Source organism: Hyphomonas sp. CY54-11-8, from assembly GCF_000682735.1.
Taxonomy (GTDB): domain Bacteria; phylum Pseudomonadota; class Alphaproteobacteria; order Caulobacterales; family Hyphomonadaceae; genus Hyphomonas.
The window spans coordinates 201,246-222,485 of record NZ_AWFD01000033.1 but is presented as its reverse complement, the minus strand read 5'-3'; the positions used below and the strand labels follow the sequence as shown (position 1 = coordinate 222,485).

General features: G+C 58.4%; 17 protein-coding genes and 1 pseudogene. 13 read left to right on the top strand and 5 right to left on the bottom strand.

Going from position 1 to position 21,240, the window contains the following annotated elements:
• Positions 1-2 precede the first annotated feature (2 nt).
• Genes narI through HY17_RS13695 form a run of 5 tightly spaced genes read left to right on the top strand, consistent with a single transcriptional unit; the run spans position 3 to position 3,700 of the window.
• Positions 3-773, top strand: coding sequence for a respiratory nitrate reductase subunit gamma (gene narI / locus HY17_RS13715; RefSeq protein WP_051600109.1), 771 nt, complete (start codon positions 3-5; stop codon positions 771-773).
• The gene (locus HY17_RS13710) at positions 770-1,903 is read left to right on the top strand and encodes a peptidylprolyl isomerase (protein ID WP_175354477.1); all 1,134 of its coding nucleotides are present in this window, start codon (positions 770-772) and stop codon (positions 1,901-1,903) included. The genes narI and HY17_RS13710 overlap by 4 nt, the downstream gene beginning before the upstream one ends.
• Before the next feature lie 15 nt (positions 1,904-1,918).
• Entirely contained in the window at positions 1,919-2,479 is a 561-nt protein-coding gene (locus HY17_RS13705) for a hemerythrin domain-containing protein (protein ID WP_034767423.1), read from the top strand.
• Positions 2,476-3,114, top strand: a complete 639-nt coding sequence (locus tag HY17_RS13700) for a carbonic anhydrase (protein WP_034767421.1) — start codon at positions 2,476-2,478, stop codon at positions 3,112-3,114. The genes HY17_RS13705 and HY17_RS13700 overlap by 4 nt, the downstream gene beginning before the upstream one ends.
• The gene (locus HY17_RS13695) at positions 3,107-3,700 is read left to right on the top strand and encodes a molybdenum cofactor guanylyltransferase (RefSeq protein ID WP_175354478.1); all 594 of its coding nucleotides are present in this window, start codon (positions 3,107-3,109) and stop codon (positions 3,698-3,700) included. Before HY17_RS13700 ends, HY17_RS13695 begins: the two co-directional genes overlap by 8 nt.
• A 129-nt stretch (positions 3,701-3,829) precedes the next feature.
• Here the strand turns inward: HY17_RS13695 and HY17_RS20020 are convergent, their stop codons facing one another.
• Positions 3,830-4,243, bottom strand: coding sequence for an Rrf2 family transcriptional regulator (locus HY17_RS20020; protein ID WP_065383088.1), 414 nt, complete (start codon positions 4,241-4,243; stop codon positions 3,830-3,832).
• An 88-nt stretch (positions 4,244-4,331) separates the two neighbouring features.
• On the opposite strand from HY17_RS20020, the gene HY17_RS13685 reads away from it, so the two are divergent.
• The 3 genes and pseudogenes from HY17_RS13685 to HY17_RS13675 all read left to right on the top strand — a co-directional run.
• Positions 4,332-4,790, top strand: coding sequence for a group III truncated hemoglobin (locus HY17_RS13685; protein WP_051600107.1), 459 nt, complete (start codon positions 4,332-4,334; stop codon positions 4,788-4,790).
• Positions 4,791-4,792: 2 nt separating this feature from the next.
• Positions 4,793-5,332 (top strand): hemerythrin domain-containing protein, encoded by a 540-nt coding sequence (locus HY17_RS13680; RefSeq protein ID WP_065383089.1) that lies wholly within the window; start codon positions 4,793-4,795, stop codon positions 5,330-5,332.
• A 117-nt stretch (positions 5,333-5,449) separates the two neighbouring features.
• A pseudogene (locus tag HY17_RS13675) lies at positions 5,450-6,142 on the top strand (IS6 family transposase); the annotation flags it as partial.
• A 94-nt stretch (positions 6,143-6,236) separates the two neighbouring features.
• On the opposite strand, the gene HY17_RS19560 reads toward HY17_RS13675, so the two are convergent.
• A complete protein-coding gene (locus tag HY17_RS19560; protein WP_051600106.1) occupies positions 6,237-7,319 on the bottom strand; it encodes a helix-turn-helix transcriptional regulator in 1,083 nt (360 codons plus the stop codon).
• Between the two features lie 179 nt (positions 7,320-7,498).
• Here HY17_RS19560 and HY17_RS13665 point away from each other — a divergent pair, with 179 nt between their 5' ends.
• From HY17_RS13665 to HY17_RS19555, 3 genes are all read left to right on the top strand, one after another.
• The gene (locus tag HY17_RS13665; protein WP_139068888.1) at positions 7,499-8,854 is read left to right on the top strand and encodes a hypothetical protein; all 1,356 of its coding nucleotides are present in this window, start codon (positions 7,499-7,501) and stop codon (positions 8,852-8,854) included.
• Positions 8,855-9,181: 327 nt separating this feature from the next.
• Positions 9,182-13,063, top strand: a complete 3,882-nt coding sequence (locus HY17_RS13660) for a hypothetical protein (protein WP_197020286.1) — start codon at positions 9,182-9,184, stop codon at positions 13,061-13,063.
• Positions 13,060-14,475: a S8 family peptidase gene (locus HY17_RS19555; RefSeq protein WP_051600105.1), complete on the top strand. Its 1,416-nt coding sequence runs from the start codon at positions 13,060-13,062 to the stop codon at positions 14,473-14,475. Before HY17_RS13660 ends, HY17_RS19555 begins: the two co-directional genes overlap by 4 nt.
• Positions 14,476-14,599: 124 nt before the next feature.
• Here HY17_RS19555 and HY17_RS13650 read toward each other — a convergent pair whose 3' ends face one another.
• Genes HY17_RS13650 through HY17_RS13640 form a run of 3 tightly spaced genes read right to left on the bottom strand, consistent with a single transcriptional unit; the run spans position 14,600 to position 18,080 of the window.
• Positions 14,600-14,800, bottom strand: coding sequence for a hypothetical protein (locus HY17_RS13650; protein WP_034767413.1), 201 nt, complete (start codon positions 14,798-14,800; stop codon positions 14,600-14,602).
• Complete coding sequence (locus HY17_RS13645; protein WP_034767411.1) at positions 14,797-15,933, bottom strand: PepSY domain-containing protein; 1,137 nt, start codon at positions 15,931-15,933, stop codon at positions 14,797-14,799. Before HY17_RS13645 ends, HY17_RS13650 begins: the two co-directional genes overlap by 4 nt.
• 17 nt (positions 15,934-15,950) lie before the next feature.
• Positions 15,951-18,080 (bottom strand): TonB-dependent siderophore receptor, encoded by a 2,130-nt coding sequence (locus HY17_RS13640; RefSeq protein WP_051600122.1) that lies wholly within the window; start codon positions 18,078-18,080, stop codon positions 15,951-15,953.
• 645 nt (positions 18,081-18,725) lie between these two features.
• Between HY17_RS13640 and HY17_RS13630 the strand changes: the two genes are divergently transcribed.
• A complete protein-coding gene (locus tag HY17_RS13630; protein WP_051600121.1) occupies positions 18,726-20,048 on the top strand; it encodes a CmpA/NrtA family ABC transporter substrate-binding protein in 1,323 nt (440 codons plus the stop codon).
• 68 nt (positions 20,049-20,116) lie between these two features.
• Positions 20,117-21,232 (top strand): ABC transporter permease, encoded by a 1,116-nt coding sequence (locus HY17_RS13625; RefSeq protein ID WP_081813153.1) that lies wholly within the window; start codon positions 20,117-20,119, stop codon positions 21,230-21,232.
• The last annotated feature ends 8 nt before the right edge of the window (positions 21,233-21,240 follow it).

Here is a 21,240-nt window from a genome sequence, read left to right as displayed (position 1 = left end):
TCATGGCTCAGGAACATGTGAGTACAATTGCCAGCGCCAGCTGGTTCGACCAGGCCATGTTTGGCTATTACCCCTATATCGCACTTGCTGTCCTGGCGATCGGGTCAGTGCTCCGCTTTGACCGTGAGCCTTACACATGGCGCTCGGGATCGTCGCAGCTTCTGCGCCGCAGGCAGCTGGTGACCGGTTCCGTACTCTTCCATGTCGGTGTGCTGGTGATATTCGGGGGACACTTTGTCGGTCTCCTGACGCCGATCGCGGTGTTCGATGCACTCGGTATCAGTCACGGCGCCAAGCAGGTTCTTGCAATGGTCGCGGGTGGAGCTGCCGGAGGCTGTGCTATTATTGGTGCGCTGATCCTTCTGCACCGGCGTCTTTTCGACCCGCGCATCCGCGCAACATCCAGTTTTGGCGACACGGCGATCCTTGCGCTCCTGACTGTGCAGCTCGCGCTCGGCCTGTCCACGATCCCGCTCTCGGCGCAGCATCTCGATGGCTCGGAAATGGTCAAGTTCATGAGCTGGGCGCAAGGTATATTCACTTTCCAGCCAGGTTCAGCCGACTATATCTCGGATGTACATTGGGTCTTCAAAGCGCATTTGATTATTGGTCTGACCATCTTTTTGGTGTTCCCGTTCACGCGTCTGGTTCACATGCTTTCTGCCCCGGTCTGGTACCTGGGACGGCGCGGATGGCAATTGGTTCGTACACGCCGCGATATCAAGGCGGACAAGGCCCGGGCGGCAGAAATTGCGGCGCGGAGGGTGCCATGAGTATGGCTGTAGCGGTTTTTCACGGTGTGGAAGTCCCTGAAAGCCTTCTGGCGTCCGAGCTTCAGAATCACCAGGCGCCAACTCTGGCCGAGGCAAGGGCTCTGGCGGGGCGGGCGCTTGCCGCCAAGGCTGTGCTGCTTGCGAGAGGCCGGGCGCTTGGTCTTGACGCCGCACCGGAAAAAAATTCCGATGGGCAGGAAGAAACGCGCGATGAGGCATTGATACGGACCGTCCTCAGTGAGGAAGTCGATGCTGCGCCAGCCACCGACGAAGCCATTCGCGCGGTGTACGAGGGAAATCCCGACGGATTTCGCTCGCCGCCGCTCCTTGAGGCATCTCATATCCTGATCGCGCCCGCAGAGGCCAGTCCTGCGGCCGTGCAAACCGCGCAGCAAGAGGCACGGAAGCTGATTTCGGACCTTCAGGCAGACCCACCGGGATTTGCGAGACTGGCGGCGAGCAAGTCGGCATGTCCGTCAGCCGCGGAAGGCGGCAGTCTTGGCCAGCTTCGCCCGGGAGATGTGCTGCCCGCCATCTGGTCTGTGCTCCAAGACATGGATGCGGGCACGATTTACCCCGAACCTGTGCTCAGCGAACATGGCTGGCACATCTTGCGGCTCGATCACCGGTCTGATGGCGAACGCCTGCCGTTTGATTATGTCCGGCCGCATATTGCGATGCAGCTGGAAGCCCGGGCCTGGACAAGAGCGGCTGCTGTATATGTCGATCGCCAGCTCGCGGACTCTTCTGAACACCCGGGCCTTTGCCTGACGGAAACAGGAGAGCTTTCTGATGGAACCGGGAATATCGAGAAGGCTGACGGACTGTTGGGGCAAGCCCTCAAGGATGTCGGACGCGCATATGAGGCGCTCGGCTCGGCTGTCCGGGAGAGGCTCGATCATGCTGCTTCCAGCGATGGGGAGCCTGCAACGGCGCTACTCTCCCGGATGATCCGCACGTTTCTGGCCAAAGCCGATGATGAAACCTGGACACAGCTGATCTCGCGTTTGCGCGACAGCGACATTCCGCTTACGGATTGCCTTGAACTGATTGTAAACCACCAGCTTCCACCTCTGCACAAGACACACACGCTGATCACAACACGACACGGGCCGCGAACGACCCCCTAGGGAAAGGAACAGGCCATGGACAATGCCGGGGAGTTCAATCCGATCGAGCCAATCCCGCACGACCTGCTCCGGGAACCGCTGATATGGTTTTTCGCTGAGCATTATCGTCATCGTGACGTTTGTGCGCGGCTCAGCGACCTGTCGCGATCAATCGTCTTCGATGACGTGGCCCTTCGTGACGTTTACGTTTTCCTGGACCGGGACCTGCCATTGCACGTGATCGACGAAGAGGATGACCTCTTTCCATTGCTCCGCCGGCGCTGTGAGCCCGACGACCAGATCGAGAAAGTGCTTGGAATGCTTTCAGCCGAACATGCCAATGACATGATGGATGCGACGGCGGTCAAGGCTCTCGTGGCGAGAGCGCTTGCAGAACAGAGCGGGCTTGCGTCCTTCGCGGAGGCCCGTTCAACTATCGAGCCTTTCTGCCAGCAGCAGAAGCGTCATATCGCCATGGAAAATGCGGTGGTCCTTCCTATCGCAAGGCATCGCCTGAATGAATTGGACCTGATCAGCCTCGGGCAGCGGCTCGCGGCACGCCGCGGGCTTGGTGACCCGTTCAAGGACGCCCCATGATCCGGACACTCCTGGAAAACAATATGCACTGGGCAAGCGCGCGTGTGCGCGCCGAGCCCGATTTCTTCCGCCGGCTGTCAGCCCAGCAGGCGCCGGAATATCTCTGGATCGGATGTAGTGATAGCCGCGTGCCAGCCAATGAGATTGTCGGTCTCGATCCAGGTGAATTGTTCGTGCACCGTAACATCGCCAACCTTGCACCCCCGCGTGACATGAATTTTCTGGCGGTGCTGCAATTTTCGATCGAAGTGCTGAAAGTACGTCATGTCATTGTTTGCGGGCATTATGGTTGCGGCGGTGTACGTGCTGCGCTTGACTCACAAAGACGTGGGCTGATTGATCACTGGCTGCAGCCTGTCGCCGACCTCGCGCATAGACATGAAGACCATCTGCAAGAGATCGCCGATTTCGATACTCGCGTAAATGTTGCGTGTGAGCACAATGTCCGGGCCCAGGTCGAATATCTCGGCCATAATCCATTCGTGACGGACGCCTGGCGGCGCAACCAGAAGCTCACGATACATGGCTGGATCTATTCAATCCGGGACGGTCTTCTGCGCGACCTGGACCTGACGGTCGAGCGCCCAAGGGATGTCGACCGCCTTTCTTCGAGAGCATGGTTTCCCAATGGATAAGGTTGGGGTGGTGGTCCTCGCCGGGGGGCTTGGAACCCGTATGGGCGGTGGCAAGCCGGAGCGAATGTTCCGGGGGCGCAGGCTCATTGATCCGGTGATTGATCATGTGGGCGCCTGGCGTGTGCCTGCCGTGATGTGCGTGCGAGAGCTGGCGCAGGTGACGCAGGAGACGTGCGGGTGGATATTTGATCGCCCTGGCATTGATGGCCCTCTGGCCGGATTGCTTGCTGCGTTCGAATGGGCGCATGGTGAAAGGCTGGACCGATTTCTTACCCTGCCGTGCGATACACCCTTCCTGCCCGCTGACGTGCTTGAAAAGCTCAGCGAAGTTTCAGAAGCCAGAGAGCGGCCTGCCGTTGCTGTTTCTAATGGGCGTCGGCATCCGGTGTGCGCGGTCTGGCCTGCAGATTCACTTGGCCGTGTTGAAACCTATGCCGAAGCGGGCCGACGTAGCCTGGTTGGGGCTCTTGAGGCTTGCGGCGCTGTCGACGTGGCATGGCCGGAGGAAGATCGGGACTTGTTCGTGAATATCAACACGCCGGAGGATCTGGGCAGGTTCGAACGTTGCCAACCCGACAATGTTTAGCGCGTGAAGACGTGAACGAAAGAAATCCGAAGGACAGAAAGAACCATTCGTGTGTTTACGACATCCACCCCGTACAGGTCGCCAGACTTTGAATGGAGCAGGAGACAAGCCGGACCGAAAAGCGGTCCTTTAAATCTGTCGGGTGGCCAGAGAGATGTCCGCCAATGTGCTTTGATTAAGGTCGGCGAGGAAGGCTTTACCGGCAGACTGAAGGCGGTTCCGGAGGCGGCAGTGGCGGACAATCGAACAGTTTCCTCCACCGGGGGCGAAACATTCCACGAGCGCCTGGCCATCTTCGAGAATTTCGACCAGATCGCCGAGTTTCAGGTTTTGCGGGGCTGTGACCAGTCTGGCGCCTCCGCCTGAGCCTCGCCTGGTGGTGACCACACCAGCCTCGACCAGTCGTTGCATGATCTTGGCCAGATGGTGTCTGGAGAGTCCAAACTCTTCTGACAATTGTGCGGTCGAAAGCGAGCAGTCTGGTGCTGCTGCCATACGCATAAGCATGCGCAGTCCGTAGTCTGTGAAAGAGGTGAGACGCATTGTCTCTCCTTGTCACACGATAATGGTATTTACAATACCAATTAAGCCGAATAGCCATATTTGTATGGAATGTCTTCGGGAGTGTCACATGGCAGGAAAGGTCCTACCGCGGATTGTCGGATATTCCGTGCGCCCTCAGGAGACGGCAGCGCGTATCGAGCAAACCGGGCTCGACGAAACGGTTATCACCCGGCTGGTTACAGTCTTCTACGATCATGTCCGTTCTGACCCGGCGCTCGGTCCCATTTTTGAAGCGCGCATAGAGAACTGGCCAGCCCATCTCAAACGGATGGTGGATTTCTGGTCGTCGGTCGCGCTGATGACCGGGCGCTATCATGGAACGCCCATGCAGGTTCACGTCGGACTTCCGGTGGACGAATCTCACTTCGAACAATGGCTGGCCCTGTTCAGGAAGGTGGCCCGTCAGGTCTGTACGCCGGCAGGTGCTGATTTTGTGATTGAGCGCGCCGAACGCATCGCCCGGTCAATTCATCTTGGGGTCTATGCACATGCAAGCATTCCGCAGCAGGCAAGAAGGAGCAATTGAGAATGGGTTTGCCAGAAACGGCCGCAGAGCTGACCACGTATATCGAAGGCCGCTTTCATGCGCGCCACCGGGAGCAATTGCCGGAACTCAAAAGCCTTTCAACGAAGGTGGAGGCAGTTCATGCCGAGAATCCGCATGTGCCTGCTGGTCTGGCGGACCTGCTCGCAGACATGATTGGCGAGCTGGAAGTGCATATGAAGAAGGAAGAGCTGGTACTCTTTCCGGCCATCCGTCAGGGCCACGGGGCCCATATGGGGCATCCCATTGCCGCTATGCGTGCCGATCATGATGATCATCTCGGTACGATCAGGAAAATCCGTTCGCTAACGAATGACGTAACATTGCCGGAACATGCATGCGGAACCTGGCGGCGGCTTTACACCGGGATCGGTGAATTTCTTGCCGATATCGAAGAGCATATCAGGATCGAGAATGATATCCTGTTCCAGCAGTTCGACAGGGATATGGAGAGGATGCCTGGACCTTATGCTTCGTCCCCCTGTATGGCACACGAGCTCGATGATGATGGCAGCCCCATCTGAAAGAAAGTTTAGCGCCGATGTATACGGTTCGGCTTTCATTTTCATTCTCGGAACTCTGCAGGGAATTGTCAGAGTAACTTGGCTTGAGAAGCGGAATTCTGGCGCTTACCTTCTGGCATGATCCAGAACCCATTTCGCTGTTTCCATATGTGCCCTGAGATCATCCAACTCGCGGTAATGATGTATGTCCGCTTTCCGCGTTCGCTCTGCAATGTGGAAGACCTACTTCACGAGCGTGGTATCGATATCTGTCACGAAACTGTCAGCCACTGGGTAGACCGTTTCGGCTCCTGCTTCGCACACAAGATCCGGAAATGTTGATCTGAACGAATGAGGCAATCGCCGCAATGGCAGTGTCATCTTGACGAGGTCTTTGTGAAGGTCCGTGGACAGACTCACTATCTGTGGCGCGCGATCGATCATGAAGGAAAAGTCCTGGAGTCCATTGTGACTAAGACGCGTGACAAGGGTTCAGCATTGGAATTCATGAGAAAAGCCACGAAGCGGTATGGAAATCCGAAAATCGTGGTCACGGACAAGCTTCGCTCGTGTGGGGCCGCTATGGACGAGATCGGCAATGCGCACCGTGATGAAATCGGGCGCCACTTGAACAATCGTGCCGAAAATACTCACCTTCCTTTCCGCCGACGAGAGCGGGCGATGTCTCGCTTCCAACGAATGCGAAGTCTTCAGAAGTTCGCTTCAATCCATTCGCCTGTGTGCAACCACGTCAATCATCGAAGGAATATCGAACGCAGGGCTAGGTTCAAATCGTTACGAGACGCCGCACTTCTCGAATGGCGCGAGCTTCTCGTCGTCTGGGACCTGCTCGTCCGGGAAAAGCGGAGACTGGTTCGAATTCGTCTGACACCACAGACGTAAGGGCACCTTGCAGCCAAATAGATTATGGCAGAGTCTGCCTTGTCAACGCGGCGACAAGCTGAGCTTGGCGTTGCGTCTGTGTCTTTGCCAGCAAAGATTTCATCTGATTTCTTGCTGTGTGAATGCTTTTGCCTCGCTCAGCAGCAAAATCTGACACCGAGCCACCATCAAGCAGATGACTGGCCAGCTCGCTTTCTGTGGCCGTTAATGAAAAATGCTCTCTTAGAGCAGCGAGCCGCTGTTCCCGGCTTGCCGGGACTTGCCGGACCATGCAGGTGGTCTGACCTTGGCGTGCTTCGCTGAATGGCGACCGGTTTGCATGTGAAGGTCGATGGATGCTGATCTCCAGCACGCAACGATTGTGAGGATCAAATACCTGCTTTTGGAAGACCGGGGTTCGGCTCTCCAGCCAGAACTTCTGACTTGCCGTCTTGAGTGATCCTGCAACGGCATCCCGCAAAGTTGGCGAGTTCCTGAGAAGGTGCTCTGCATATTTGTTCTGCGCCCGCAGTTCTCCGCTCAGCGTCGCCGTAATTAATCCAATTCCATTTTGTGCGAGCACCACATCGTCATGCAGGGCTTCTTCGCGCGCCTTTCGCAACTCACTATCAATATGAAGGCTGCGCTTGACGTGTCTGGCGATCAACCCGAAATGTCGGCGCGCCGTCATGTCGAAGGGGCCAAATCTGTCATCGCGCATCAGCGCGAAAGTATATTTTCGTCGGTCCGGACCGTTCAGTAACCAAACGATTTGTGAGGATATACCATTGGGGATGAGGTACTCGTGATGGACAGGACATGGCGCGTCCTCTTGGTCTTCAATAAGATCGAGGCCGGTGATATCCCGATCCTGCGCAAGCTGCAGCAGTCTCACGATCTGTGTGTCGCGCGAGACAAAATCGTCGAAATATTGCTGGTGGATATCCTGGCTGAGGCGGCCTGAAACTGCCTTGGTGAGAGTCTGTCCCTTCGCATCGCTGGCGTACAGGGCCGCATCCGTTGCGCCGAACGCATCAGCGACTTGTAGCAACGCCTTCTGCCACCCTCCGTCGACCAGAGGCGCATCATAGATCGCGTCCAGAAGCCGTTCGCGCAATTCGCTCACCCTTGTTTCCTACATGATAACAGCAAAAGCAAAATTGTGAAAACGGCGCGGCATAAACTGCATTGAATTCAGGTAAATCCTGAATGGCTTAGCCCATATGGGTCATGTGCGAATCCTTGTGGCGCTTACTCTGACGGGTTGAGACCAAGCTAGCAGAGGGGACCCAAATGAGCCGAACAATGGCAGCTTTCGTACCTGTAAGAGCGCTCATGCTTTTAGGCTTGGCGGCATTCTGGTCAATGTCCGCCTGGGCCGCCTATGTCCAAACCGTTACACTGACCGGTGAAGGCGCAGAGGAGGTACCAACGCAAACGATAAGTTTCGCGCCCGCGACCGGAACCGTTGAGACTATCGAAGTTGTCGAGACTGAAGATGAGGACGATGACAGGGTATTCCTTGTGATCACAATGTCTGACGACGCCACCATGGAGGGCACGCTGACGATTGGGGACGGCGACGAAGCCAATGTGATCGGGACACCCGCCCTGCGCGATGGCGAGGCGTTGAGCATTGATGTTGCGACTGGAGCGACAACCATTTCCGGTACGCCGTCAGGCGCCGACTATGACTATCCCCTGATCGGACAACCGAGCTGGGGACTCCATCTCGGCGCTGGCATACGTGAGATGGATACGCCGGAAGTTGGATTCGGCCTGGTTCTACGGGGTGGACTCGAGTCCTTCGTTGTCGTCACGGAACCGGAAACGGAGTTTGAAACGCTCAATGGCGGGTTCTTTTATAACAATCCGAATTATGGCGGTTTCTCACTGAACTATGAATATGGTGAGGACGACAGCGTGGTCACAGGAAGCGTTGCCGCCGGTACTGACGATACCGGAAACGTCAATCTCGACTTCAATCCCAATGACGATACAACTGGAATTTTGTATGGCGCATCGGGCCTCGATGTTCAGGTCCGGCATGAACTCGAGTATTGGCGCATAGGCGGTACATTCTTTCCGCTTGATACATGGGATCTTGCTGGCGGTATCAAATGGACTCCAAAGTTTGAGTTCACCCATCTTGAACAAACGAGCAGGGGCGTATCGTTACCTCCAGCATTCTCGGGTGACATCTCTGATACACGGAGCATCTCAATCGAGGGGGACTATCTCGACCTCGGGCTAGATATCTTCCGTCCATTCTATCTGAATGAAAATTTCAAATGGTGGCCACGTGTCGAATTTGGTGCCCAGCACGCAAATCTTGAGCTGAATGCCCAACAGGATTTCATCTGCATACCCTGCGGTCCGGGCGCCGACTTCCAGCTCGACGTGAACTCAGAAGATGATCTGGTCACGTGGTATGCGGGTATTGGTGTTGGTGCGGCCTTCATGTTCGATACCAATGGCAGCAGCACGCCTGATGTGATGCTCTATGGCGATGCCGGCTACCGCACGCGCGGCGACGGCCTGGGCGTTTTCATCCCCAGTTCCGGGGATGACCTGTTCGTCGATAACCGTCCGGCGATGGTGGTTGATGACGGCGACTTTGATGAAACCGCTTTTCGGATCGGTATCGTCAAGAGCTTCTGAGCCAGGGATTGAGGCGGCGCAGATGGGACCGCGCCGCCTCCTTCACCAGACCGAAATCGGCTGGGGAACGGGACGCCTGCTATGAGACTTGTTCTCGGAATTCTTTGTTTGGCTGCGGCATGCCTTTTCCTGCAGGGGACTGCGCATGCGGAGTCTGAAGCAAAGGAGCTGCAGGGGCTTTTTGCTGAGCTCGACAATGATGTGAGTGCCCTGTTGGGCGACGTAGCGGGGTTTACGCTACAGTCAAACTATCAGTGCCCCCCAGCGACACCGAACAAGGAGCAGGACGCAGCAAGGCTCTCAGACTTTGCCACAAGGCATCTTCGGTTGCGTATGCGGCTGCGCACGATCAAGGCGAAGAACGAGCAGTATGGCCGCTCAGGCGAAGGACAGATCGGCCGTCGGATCAAGTTCGGCTTTCTGGACTCTGACGAAGATACGGGAAACCTTGAAGCGGGGGTCGACCTCACGCGCAGCGAGACAACCATTTCGCCTGAGGAAGTGGCCCGTGTCGAACGCAATCTGGACGGAGCCCGTGATGGCATACGCAGCCTAGAAACCGATTTACGGCGCGCAGATCCGCCTGACCGGGATTGTGATCCGGCAGCGGATCCGATTGCCTCGGTCACGGTCACTCCGCCAGGGCCGGCCGAGCCAGGCGCGAACATCAATATCCCCGTCACTGCCATGACGCGCAGCGGGAAGGCTGTCACGATTACGAAGGTAACGGTCACGGGCGCAGGCGCAATTGCCGAACCCGGCGCCAGGCCGGCCTACTCCATCAATGGCCTGAATACCGCAGCCGCAAGTATCCAGATTACCGTCGCAAAGATCCGAGCCGACCGCAGCTATAACATTCGTGTCGATGTCGAGGGGCGCCCCGTCGGCGTTCCGGGGCCAGGCTTCACGACCGGAAGGCAGAATGCCACGATTGAGGTCAAGAATGTTGCACCTGAGATTACCAGTGCGGCCTTTATCTTCAGCGTCGAACCCGGGGAATCTGTCTTGATTGATGGTGAGATTACGATAGTCGACCGCAATGCAGACACCAATAATCCCAATGAGATTGATCGAAATCGTGTCAGGCTGACGGATCATCCCGATGCGCTGAAGACAACACCTCGAAACGCCTTCAATCGCTGGTCATCCAAGTCCCAGACCAGCTTTGATCCCGGCAAGGGCGAATATGTCTTCAAGGTGAAGCGCGAGGGAAAGATCGACGACCCCCACGCGCATGGCATTTTCTCGCCGGTCATTCGTGTGATGGATACCGGACTACCACAGCTCACGACGGACCAGCCCGTCGAGATCACGGTCGAGAATGTTGCGCCTGAAGCGTTTCTGAGACCCGCCCCGCGAGACGCATTTCACTCCAATGACAGTATTCCCGTCGGGCTCGACGGCACGATCCGCGATGGCAATGGTGCAGACGACATCGAAGAGATCGAGATTGATGCGCGCGCAGCTGGCGGACGGGTTTATCGCCTGTCAAATGGATCCATTCGCAAAACAAGCAGCGATGACGAAGGCTTCAGCTTCCGCATCAATCCCGATACATTTGCGCATACGCGCGACAGCGGGACCCACAAGATCACGGCACGCGCTGAGGACGGCCCCGGACCGAACGGGAGCTCTCCCAATGGGACCAGTTTCGAGACCGAGATCAAGATCGGCAATGATCCGCCCACGGTTGGTGCTATTGGCTATATGACCGGGACAGAAATGGTTATCCTGAAGGAAGTCTGTCCACGCGGCCTGATTACCGTTGGTGCGCAAATTCATGATCGTGAAGATGACACGGTAAAGGTGACCGCAACCATCCTGCCGGGCGGCATGCCGGAAGAGATGAATTTCAACCCGGGTTCAAGCACCTACACGCTCGTCATACTTGCGCCCGACAAGCCTGGAAAATACGCCATTCGCTTCGACGTGGTTGAAACGGCCACAAATGAGAAGAAAAAGGCCGCCCGCTCCATCGAGTTGACCGTCAAACCTTGTGGTCTGGAGGAAGAGCATCCTCAGGCCGCACCACCAGCTGCGCCCATTGAAGTTGCCATCGGAGGAAACCCGGGCTCGGACGTTCAGGTCCAACCCATCCCGCCCGCCTTGCCTGGCCAAAACTCCGCAGACCTGGAAGCTGCGGTCGCGCTGTCTGAATTGTTCTATTACGGCTGGGCACTGGATCATTATGCCGGCACCCACGGCGATCCTGAGGGCTCGATCACATCGACCATCATTGATGAGATATTTGATCCGTACCTGACCTGGCGTCCGGTATGGCAGGATTTCACTCTGCTGGAGGACTATAGGGCGCTGCCGCCAGCTTGCGGCGTCGGACCGGGAACAGGTCCGATTTTCGATCTAGGTCAGGGCGGTCCGGAACAAGCGCTCGAGGCGATCAATGACCTCAACCAGGATCTCTCCGACTTGATCGACAGCATGCTCGAAGGCGGCGATCTGTATCAGGAGCTGGTTGTCGAAGATTTCCTGGACCAGATGGCCCTCGAATTCGGTGACCACGTGCCCATGTTGAAAGATGGAGCCGTGGTTCCGCGAACGCCGGCCGGGTCTCAAAACGCCCCTGTCAGCGCGACCGCAGCCCCCGCCAAGACCAAAGCGCTATTGCAGTCTCAATATGACGCGCTGGTGGAGCGGCAGAACCGTCTGAATGCATCACGCGCCGGCTTTGAGGAGCAACTGGAGACGGCTATCGAGAAGGGCGACGAGAAACGCGAAAAGCAGATCAGGGGCTTCCTGAAGGAAATCACAGACCTGCAAGCCGGTATTCATGCGCAGACCACCCCAATCGCCGAACAGCTAAATGATCTCGACCGGCCGCAGCAGGAGGCGCAAGCGCAAGAACTCTCGACCACTACGAATGAAATCAATCAGGCCGCTTGGGAGAATATCGCGTCGCGCTATGGCTTTGATACGAGTGTCCAGGACGCCAAGCAGTGGACCACCTGGGTCACACGCTGGGTGTCGGTGGGCAGTGGCTTGTCTTATGACAATGACAGATTGGTGCGCATGTCCGAGTTCTCGCTGATCTCGGCTGAGGAAAAGCTCAACATCGTTGATGGGTTGCTGGAGGATGCCGAGCCCGGTTCATTCAGGGAAACCGTGCTCAATCGCAAGAAAGGCCAGTTCGAAGCCCAGCGCGATTCCGCGCAGCAGCACCTCGACTCGCTTGGGAACATTACCAAGGCCGGTTTTGCAGTCGATGTCGGACTATATGTCAGCGGCGGCGTGCTGATAAACGGCGCCCGCAAACTGGTGATCAATGGCTCAAGTCGTGTGTTCGGCGCCCAGGCAGCAGAGCGGACAGCGATTGCTCTCGATACCGGGGTCATTCAGCTGACCAAACAGGCAACCGGACGCGCCACGACCAGCAGCGCTGCCGGCACCACTGGCGCCGCGACCAGCTCCGCCACCAGTGCCACGATACGAGAGGGCAGCGAGGCCGCATTGGGCGGGTCATCCGAGGCTGTAACCGGCGTCTACAATACGGCTCAGGCCGCCGCCGAGCATGGTCACCGCTTTGGCGCCCAGAGTATGGATGAAGCCTGGCAGGCCTTTGAGGCCGCACGAACCGCTGCTGGAATCGAAGCGCCGACAGGATTGGGAACTGCAAGCCGGGATTGGCTGCAACTCTGGTATAAATTTTCCGATGATGTCTTCTCCGGAACCGTTGGCGCTGCTGACGATGTGATCCGGGCAGGCGGCGACGAGGCGATGGATGCCTATTGGGCGCTTGAGCGCGCCGGGGCGAGAGGACGACAGGCCTTTCGATCAGAAGCCGGACAAGCGGCTGCCCGGCACTGGGATGATTTCTTTCAGAACCTGGCCAACCAACCTGATCGGATCAGTGCGCTGAACCAGGCGCGTGAAGTGGCCGGGCAGCGCGGTGTTAATCGCCTTGCTGAACTATGGCGGGAAGCCCAGCTTGAGAGCTGGTTGCAGGGCTCCGAGTTCCTCGGTCTTTCCCCCGTCATTTTCGGCTTGATGATGCAGGACGCCGCAGCAGCTGACGCGCCGCAGACCAGGCTCGGCTCGGATGGGCAAGGCGATCTGGATTGGCAACTCGGCACATCCCTCAGCCTCACCCCGAAGCTGAGCTTCCGCCTGAACGGCGGCGGGGCCTATGAGCAGTACGATGCGGACTGGCAGGCGCTTGGGCCATGTCTGGAGAAGAAGGAGGCGACCCAATGAGGCTTCGTTTCCTCGCATTCCTCCTGCTTGCGAGTGGCTTCGGCCTCAGTTCGGCAAGCCAGGAAGATTCGCCCCGGATCGGTGACCCTTACTTCCATTCTTCCGGGGCATGGGGACAGGATTTCCGTGACCAATGGGCTTTCGATGCCATTGGGCTGAGCGATCCGTATGTGGTCTGGGACGCCCTTGGGGAATCGCCGTCGCCCGTCATCGTGGCTGTAATCGACACAGGAATAGACTGGAACCATCTCGACCTGTCATGGGGCAGCCTCTGGACCAATGACAATGAGATCATCGGGAATGGCATCGACGATGATGGCAATGGCTATGTCGATGACCGAATTGGCTGGGACTTTCTGGCTGGCACGAACCAGCCATGGGATTATGACGGCCATGGCACATTCACCTCCGGGCTCATCGCTGCTGAGGTGAACAATGGCATAGGGATGACGGGGCTCAATCCCTATGCGCGGATCATGGTGCTGAAAGCCGTAAATAATTTCGGGCGAACCCGAACCGCCTATGTCACCGACGCGATCAGATATGCGGTCGACAATGGTGCGAGGGTGATCAATCTCAGCTTGGGCGGTCCCTCTGCACTGGAGCTTGAGACCGCAGCGCTAGATTATGCCGCACAGAACGACGTGCTCGTTGTGGTGGCTGCCGGGAATGAAGGGCAGGACCTGGCGGATTATGCTTTCGTCAATCATCCAGCTGTGATCACGGTGGCAGCCATTGGTCGGAATGGCGAGCGCTCCACTTACTCTAATTGGGGCCCGCAAGTTTCGATCGCGGCTCCAGGCGAAGACATTCTGTCGTTGAGAGCGCGGGCGACCGACACACTCATGAACATCACGGATGCTTATAAGCCTGGTTCTGCGATTGTGGGCCCGGACAAGCGCTATTACCGCGCCACCGGGACCTCTTTTGCAGCGCCGTTCGTAACAGGCGGGGCCTCCTTGCTGTGGTCGCGCAATCCCTCGCTAACAGCAAACCAGGTGCGCCAGGCATTGCTCCAGTCGGCAAAGGATATCGGTGCTTCTGGCGTTGACCAGTTCACGGGCCATGGCGCGCTTGACATTGGGGCCGCGTTTGCCGCGGATCCCAATGCCTCCATTGTCGCTGAGATATCAAGTGTGCACGTAGTTCAGAGTACTGATGGCCCCGCTGCGGAGATCATTGGTACCGCGACATCCGACAGACTGGAAATCTATCGTGTCGAGATCGGGCAAGGCGAGACCCCCTCGAGTTGGAAGCCGGTCGCACAAGGCCGATCGAGCGTGACCAACGCTGCATTAGCAACCGTAAGTGCCTCAGAATTCGCCGGGGCGTCCGTATGGACCATTCGCCTGATCGTCAATCGTACAGGCGGCACGAGCCAGGTAACGCTCTATCGGCTTTCATTGGGATGAACGTGGATGGCAGGGAGGATAATCGAAACCGTACTCCGTTTGCCAGGCCCGGCCGGGAAATCCTCCGGTCAAGGACAGGGAAAGAATCCGGCGACCCACGACTGGGACGCTGCCCCTGTGGCGCTCAGTTGCGTTTCCAGAATATGGCCCACGCGAGTGCCAGAATGCCAGCGCCGGCTGCCAGTGCGAACAGGGTGTCCAGTCCGCCATCCTTCAGGAGCGCTGCGACGAGGCCCGTGAGACTGACCACAAACAGCGCTGCAGGCACGGCGAACATGACGGCAAGGCCGCGCGGCCGTTCCCTGTTTGAACCCCGCCTGGTCATGCGGAGCCTGCATTGGACTCATGAGACAGGGTCGTCCTTCGGCGCGGTGATTCCCGCTTGGTGAGCCAGAGATAGAGCCCGCTTGCCAGAACAATGATCGTGACGAGGTCGAGGACCAGCCAGACGAGTTTCAGGAGCAGGCCGCCATAATCCCCGAAATGCAATGGCCGGGAGAGGGAGAGGGCCTTTGTATACCAGGGCATCTGCCGGAGCCCGGCGATCTCACCCGTTCCGGCATGGATCAGGACCGGCGTGATGATATTCTCTGTCAGCGGCTTGTCGCCATGAAGGAACACGGCATAGTGCGCGCCTGTCGAAAAGCCGCTGCCGGGAAAGGCCACAAACTGAAGTTCCATATCCGGTGCCAGTTTGACCGCTTCCCGGACAGCATCATCAAGTGAGGCACGCGGTCCTGCAAGAAACGCCGTTTCATTGCCGGCAATAAGGTCTGCCAGTTCATTCGTGCGCCACGTATCTATAATGGGTGTTTCGAGTGTGTTGATGACACCCGTTATACCTACGACCAAGACCCAGGCGAGTGTCACGATGCCGAGGAGGTTGTGGTAGTCGAGCCATTTCAGGCGCGGGGACTGGCGCCGGCGAACCGTGCCGAAATCCAACTTGCGCATGAAAGGCGCATAAAGGACGACGCCCGAGATGATCGCGGCAACGAAAAGGCATCCCATTGCGCCAAGGAACAGCATGCCCGGCAATCCGAGGAACATGTCCGTATGCAGCTGGAGAATGAACTCCATGACGCTCTCGCCGCGGTCTGCGGGTGGCACGAGATCACCGCTCGTCAAATCGAAGGAGGCAAAGTGCATGTCAGGCCCCGGCGCGTCTGCGGCGGGGCCTGTGGTGACGTTCACGACCGGCCGGTCAATGTCGAAACTCATGAAGATCGGCACCTCGCCCGGACGGTGTTCGAGCGAGATGTCGAGGATATCGTCAAGCGTCAGGTGTGTCCCGCCTGGATGTGCCGGCTGCCAGCTTTCCGGATTGAGCGCGGTGTCGATCTCGTCATGGAAAATGAGCGGCAGCCCGGTCAGGCAGAGCATGAGCAGGAACAGGGTCGAGATGAGGCTCGTCCATTTATGGACCCAGCTCCACGCCCTGATTGTTCCTGCCTGCATCATCTTGCGCTGCGTTCCTAGAAGTCGATCGAGGCCGAGACGCTGAACGTCCGGGGATTGCCAAGGATCAGATAGTTGGCCCCCGGGAAGCCGCCTGTCGAAGCCCAGTAGGATTCATCGGTGAGGTTTTCGAGCCGCGCCTGCAGGGTGACGGGGCGGTCAGAAATATCGAGCGAGTAGCGGGCGCCGATATCGAGACGGGTCCAGCTGTCCAGTTCCACCGTGTTCGCCGTGTTTACATATTGCTCGCCTGTATAGACGATCCGTCCATCGAGGGTCAGTCCGTCGACCGCAGGGACCTCCCATTCCGCGTTGAGATTTGCCTGGATCTCCGGCACGCCGATCGGGGTGTTGCCCTGGTCGAGGCCGCTCTGGGTCTTTGCAAGCTCTGAATCGAGGAAGGTTGCGCCGCCGATCAGGCGCAGGCCGTCCATGGGTTCTCCGAATAAGGTCAGTTCGAGGCCGGTATTTTCCTGCTCGCCGGAGGCGGAAAACACCTGTTCCGCAACAATCGCATTCGGGCGGGTCAGGCGGAATATTGCGGCTGTGGCGCCGAAAGTGCCGCCATCATATTTGACACCGGCTTCGACCTGTTCACCGGTGAAGGGTTCGAGCACCTCGCCGGCATTGAGGATGGTCACGCCGCCGCTGGTCGCCGGGGCGATCTGGCCCGGCTGGAGGCTTTCGGCATAATTGGCATAGAGGGAAATCTCGCCCGTCGCCTTGTAGACGAGACCGAAGGCCGGGGTGATCTTGTCGTCTTCATATCCGGAAAGTTCCGCGCCGGTATTGTAGTCGAAGCTTGCTGTGTCGATCTCCTGCTGGCGCAGGCCGACCGTCGCCAGCAAGCGGCCGTCGATGAAGGACAATGTGTCGGCAATGGCAAAGGAGGTGTTGGTGACCTCTTCGGTCTTCAGAGGACTGGCGAGGTTGCCGCCAACAAAGAAATCTGCCGCCGGGGCGGCCACGTCGACCGGGCTATAGAGATCTGTTGCGAAGGGGGTGAAGAAGCTTGAAAAGGCGTAGGCATTCTTCGATTCCAGGCTGACGGAAGAGGCCGATACGACGACACGGTGGCCGACCGGCCCGGTCCGGAATTCAGCACTGAGGCCGGTATCGAAGGAGATGACATCATCCTCGCGCGTATTGTCGAAGCGGTAGGCGGTCAGGCTACCGTCTCCGGCCGCGCTCGGGTTGGCGAGCACGTTTGCTTCTTCGCCATTGCGGGCACCGGCACCCAGCCAGACGGTGACAGCTTCATTGAAATCATATTCGCCGCGCACCACGCCGAAGAGTTGTTTCTCGTCGGTATAGGTCCAGGGTTGGGCGAAATTCGCGTCGCTGTCAGGCGCTGTCGGCACGCCTGCGAGCGGGGTCACCTGCGGACGGGGCGCGTCGATCCGGTTGTCCTGGTAACCGATGTCCGCGGAGAAACGGAACCGCTCGCCGGCATAGTCCGTTCCGAGTGAAAACACCGACAAGGCGCGGTCCTGGTCCTCGACAGCCGCTTCGCCATCGCGGAGCACGGCATTGAAGCGGACACCCCATTCCTGTGCCGGACCGAACCGGTCCCCGATATCCAGTGCGCCATAGGCCTGGCCGGAAGTTTCATAGCCGAGGGTTGCCCGGCGTACGCCATCAGCTGGCGCGCGCTTCGGGACCAGGTTGATGGTTCCGCCGACACCGCTTCCGCCCGGCGCGGCGCCGTTGATGAAGGCGTTTGCGCCCCGGAAGACTTCGACCCGCTCAAGCAGCTCGGCCGCGACAAACTGGCGGGGCAGGATGCCATAGACGCCGTTCAGCGTGATGTCGTCGGAATAGACGGGAAATCCGCGCAGGACATAGACTTCCTGGAAGTTTCCGAACCCCTTGGCCACGCGAACCACCGGGTCGTTCTGCAGGACGTCGCCGACACTGTCGGATTGTTGGGTGAGGATCAGGTCCGATGTATAGGCCGTGCCAGAGAACGGTGCATCCAGGAAGTCGAGATTGCCGAGCAGTCCGGCCCGTCCGCCCCGCGCCACCTGGCCGCCGGCATATTCACGTGTCAGTTCGACCTGGGAGGAATCCTTGACGATGACCGTGTCGAGGACGCGTTCTTCCTCGCCGGGGGGAGGCGTCTGGGCGAGGGCGCAGGGGGCGGCCATACCGGCGGTCAGTCCGGCAGCGAGAAACAGGCGGGTCGAAGTCTTCAAGGCTCTGTCCTTGTTGAGAATGATTATCAGCCGTGCGTGTATCTGCAATTCATTCTCAAAACAAGTGCCAGGTTGCCACGCGGGTTCAGCGGTTCCTGAGCGCAAGGCCTGAGTGTTCGGGCTCACACGCAAAGCGCGTTGCAACAGGAATGGAATTGCAGTCCGCGGCGGTCCGAATGGTCAGGCCCCGCCGGCCGGCCGGCCCGGAAAATGCCCAAAAGCACGCCGGGCTGACCAAGGATTGTGCGTTTGCGAAGAAAGAGGGGTGTTGATGGCGTGAATTCGCCAGGCAGCCCTTGCCTGATCATTCGCGTCTGCAATTCTGGGGCATGTGACGACGAAGTCACAGGTCAATTCGACGTCCGCCGAAGGACTTTCGAGCAGGGTATCGCGCTTGCTGCGCTGGATCCCGGGAAAGTTTTTCATCGCGCGCATGAGCGCTGCGAAATAGCGGAAGGTCTGAATATGTCAGTTCACCTCACTTTTAATTCATCGACGCGGAAGGTTCCGCTCGCATCCCTGTTCGCTTCGGCGCTCATCCTGGCGGCCTGCGGTCCCAGCGGGTCCGCGCCGGTTGATCCTTCTTCAACCCAGGAGATGTCCGGGCCGGTCATCCTGCCGATGGAAGGCCTTGAGAAGACAGATCTCAAATTCGGCTTCATCAAGCTGACGGACATGGCGCCGCTCGCGATCGCTTATGAAAAGGGCTATTTCGAGGATGAAGGCCTCTATGTCACGCTCGAGCCCCAGGCGAACTGGAAAGTCCTCCTCGACCGGGTCATCGATGGGGAGCTGGATGGCGCGCACATGCTTGCCGGACAACCCCTTGCATCAACCATCGGGTATGGAACCGCGGCGAACATCGTGACGCCCTTCTCCATGGACCTGAATGGCAATGGCATCACGGTTTCGAATGATGTCTGGGAGCTGATGAAGGAGCATATTCCGGTCGATGCGGAAGGAAAGCCGGAGCACCCGATCCGCGCCGAAGCGCTGAAACCCGTGATCGATCAGTACAAGTCCGAAGGCAAGCCCTTCAATATGGGAATGGTGTTCCCGGTTTCGACGCATAATTACGAGCTGCGCTACTGGCTGGCATCCGGAGGGATCAATCCCGGCTACTATTCGCCTGACAATGTGCAGGGCACGATCCAGGCCGATGCGCTCCTGTCTGTCACGCCGCCGCCGCAAATGCCGGCCACGCTCGAGGCAGGGACCATCTATGGCTATTGTGTCGGTGAGCCGTGGAACCAGCAGGCCGTTGCCAAAGGCGTCGGCGTTCCGGTCATCACCGATTATGAAATCTGGAAAAACAATCCAGAGAAAGTCTTCGGCCTGACCGAAGCATTCGTCACCGAAAATCCGAACACGACCAAAGCCATCACCCGGGCGCTGATTCGCGCGGCCATGTGGCTCGATGAAGATGACAATGCGAACCGGGCCGAAGCGGTCGAGATCCTGTCGCGGTCAGAATATGTCGGTGCCGATGCCAGGGTGATCGCAGCTTCGATGACAGGCACGTTCGAGTATGAGAAGGGCGATGTCCGGTCCGTGCCAGACTTCAATGTCTTCTTCCGCTATAATGCGACCTATCCATACTATTCCGATGCTGTCTGGTACCTGACGCAGATGCGGCGCTGGGGGCAGATCAGCGAGACCCATGCCGATGCCTGGTATGATGAAACCGCCCGGCAGGTCTACCGCCCCGACATCTATCTCGCTGCGGCCCGGTCGCTGGTCGATGACGGGATTGCGGAGGAAGCCGATTTTCCCTGGGACACGGACGGATACCGCGAGCCGACATCGGAATTCATCGATGGGCTCACTTATGATGGCCGGGCGCCAAACGCCTATATCGACAGCCTCCCGATCGGCCTGAAAGACGGCCAGACCGTGAGCGGCCAGGCTATCCAGAACTGACGCTGCGGCGGTGGCCGGTATCCCTGCGGCCACCGCCAATCTGAAGCAAAAAGACAAGGATCTTCACGATGGGAAGCATTGCCGCCAAAAGGATTGAACCGAAGGCTGGCCCGGCCCCCGAGGCAGCCAGTCCGGAGCCCGCCGGAACCGCGTCCAAGGAACGGGTCTTCTTCGCGATCAACAAAGCCAGCAAATACCTGGACGTGCTGGCGCTGAGCTGGGTCACGCCGATCCTGATGATGGCCGCAGGAGACAGCCCGTCCGGGAATCTCAAGCTTCTCTGGCAAAGACTCGGTATCCCGGTGATTTCGATACTGATGTTTCTCGTGCTGTGGGCAGGCCTTGCGCCGCAGGTCAAGACGTCGCTCGGGGCCATACCAGGGCCTGCTGCGGTCGCAGAACAAGCGATCGTGCTGCACAAGGACCATGTCGCGGAACAGGCGAAAGCCCAAGCGTTCTATGCGCGGCTCGATGAAGTCAATGCGAGACTGAAAGCGGCAGGGCGCGGCGATGAAATCGTGAAGCGGAGCTATACCGGCAAACCGACCTATTACCAGCAGATCTGGACCAGCCTCAAAACCGTGTTCTTCGGCTTTTTCCTCGCGACGCTGGTTGCTGCGCCCCTCGGGATCGTCATGGGCATGTCACCGGCCATGAATGCGGCCTTCAATCCGCTGATCCAGATATTCAAACCGGTCTCGCCGCTCGCCTGGCTCCCCATCGTGACAATGATTGTCTCTGCGACCGTCGCGAGCGATTCCTCTATTCCGAAAAGTTTCCTGACATCCGCGATCACGGTCACGCTGTGTTCGCTGTGGCCGACCCTGATCAACACGGCGCTCGGCGTGTCGAGCATCGACCGGGATCTCGTCAATGTCGGGAAAGTGCTGAAACTCGGCTGGTATACAAAGGTCACCAAGCTTGTCCTGCCATCGGCCCTGCCGCTCATCTTCACCGGCATGCGCCTTTCGCTGGGGGTCGGCTGGATGGTGCTCATCGCCGCAGAAATGCTGGCGCAGAATCCGGGACTTGGCAAATTCGTCTGGGACGAATTCCAGAACGGGTCCTCCCAATCCCTGGCGCGGATCATTGTGGCCGTGCTCACGATCGGGGTGATCGGCTTCCTGCTCGACCGTGTGATGTACGCGCTCCAGAGCATGTTCACCTATTCGGCAAACCGTTGAGTGCGGAG

Bases quoted from the DNA above. Each gene is read 5' to 3' on its own strand.
- HY17_RS13630 (WP_051600121.1), top strand. From the start codon at position 18,726: ATGTCCGGGCCGGTCATCCTGCCGATGGAAGGCCTTGAGAAGACAGAT.
- HY17_RS13645 (WP_034767411.1), bottom strand. From the start codon at position 15,933: ATGCAGGCAGGAACAATCAGGGCGTGGAGCTGGGTCCATAAATGGACG.
- HY17_RS13700 (WP_034767421.1), top strand. From the start codon at position 2,476: ATGATCCGGACACTCCTGGAAAACAATATGCACTGGGCAAGCGCGCGT.
- HY17_RS13640 (WP_051600122.1), bottom strand. From the start codon at position 18,080: ATGGCCGCCCCCTGCGCCCTCGCCCAGACGCCTCCCCCCGGCGAGGAA.
- HY17_RS19555 (WP_051600105.1), top strand. From the start codon at position 13,060: ATGAGGCTTCGTTTCCTCGCATTCCTCCTGCTTGCGAGTGGCTTCGGC.
- HY17_RS13625 (WP_081813153.1), top strand. From the start codon at position 20,117: ATGGGAAGCATTGCCGCCAAAAGGATTGAACCGAAGGCTGGCCCGGCC.
- narI (WP_051600109.1), top strand. From the start codon at position 3: ATGGCTCAGGAACATGTGAGTACAATTGCCAGCGCCAGCTGGTTCGAC.
- HY17_RS13695 (WP_175354478.1), top strand. From the start codon at position 3,107: ATGGATAAGGTTGGGGTGGTGGTCCTCGCCGGGGGGCTTGGAACCCGT.
- HY17_RS20020 (WP_065383088.1), bottom strand. From the start codon at position 4,243: ATGCGTCTCACCTCTTTCACAGACTACGGACTGCGCATGCTTATGCGT.
- HY17_RS13685 (WP_051600107.1), top strand. From the start codon at position 4,332: ATGGCAGGAAAGGTCCTACCGCGGATTGTCGGATATTCCGTGCGCCCT.
- HY17_RS13680 (WP_065383089.1), top strand. From the start codon at position 4,793: ATGGGTTTGCCAGAAACGGCCGCAGAGCTGACCACGTATATCGAAGGC.
- HY17_RS13650 (WP_034767413.1), bottom strand. From the start codon at position 14,800: ATGACCAGGCGGGGTTCAAACAGGGAACGGCCGCGCGGCCTTGCCGTC.
- HY17_RS13705 (WP_034767423.1), top strand. From the start codon at position 1,919: ATGGACAATGCCGGGGAGTTCAATCCGATCGAGCCAATCCCGCACGAC.
- HY17_RS13665 (WP_139068888.1), top strand. From the start codon at position 7,499: ATGGCAGCTTTCGTACCTGTAAGAGCGCTCATGCTTTTAGGCTTGGCG.
- HY17_RS13710 (WP_175354477.1), top strand. From the start codon at position 770: ATGAGTATGGCTGTAGCGGTTTTTCACGGTGTGGAAGTCCCTGAAAGC.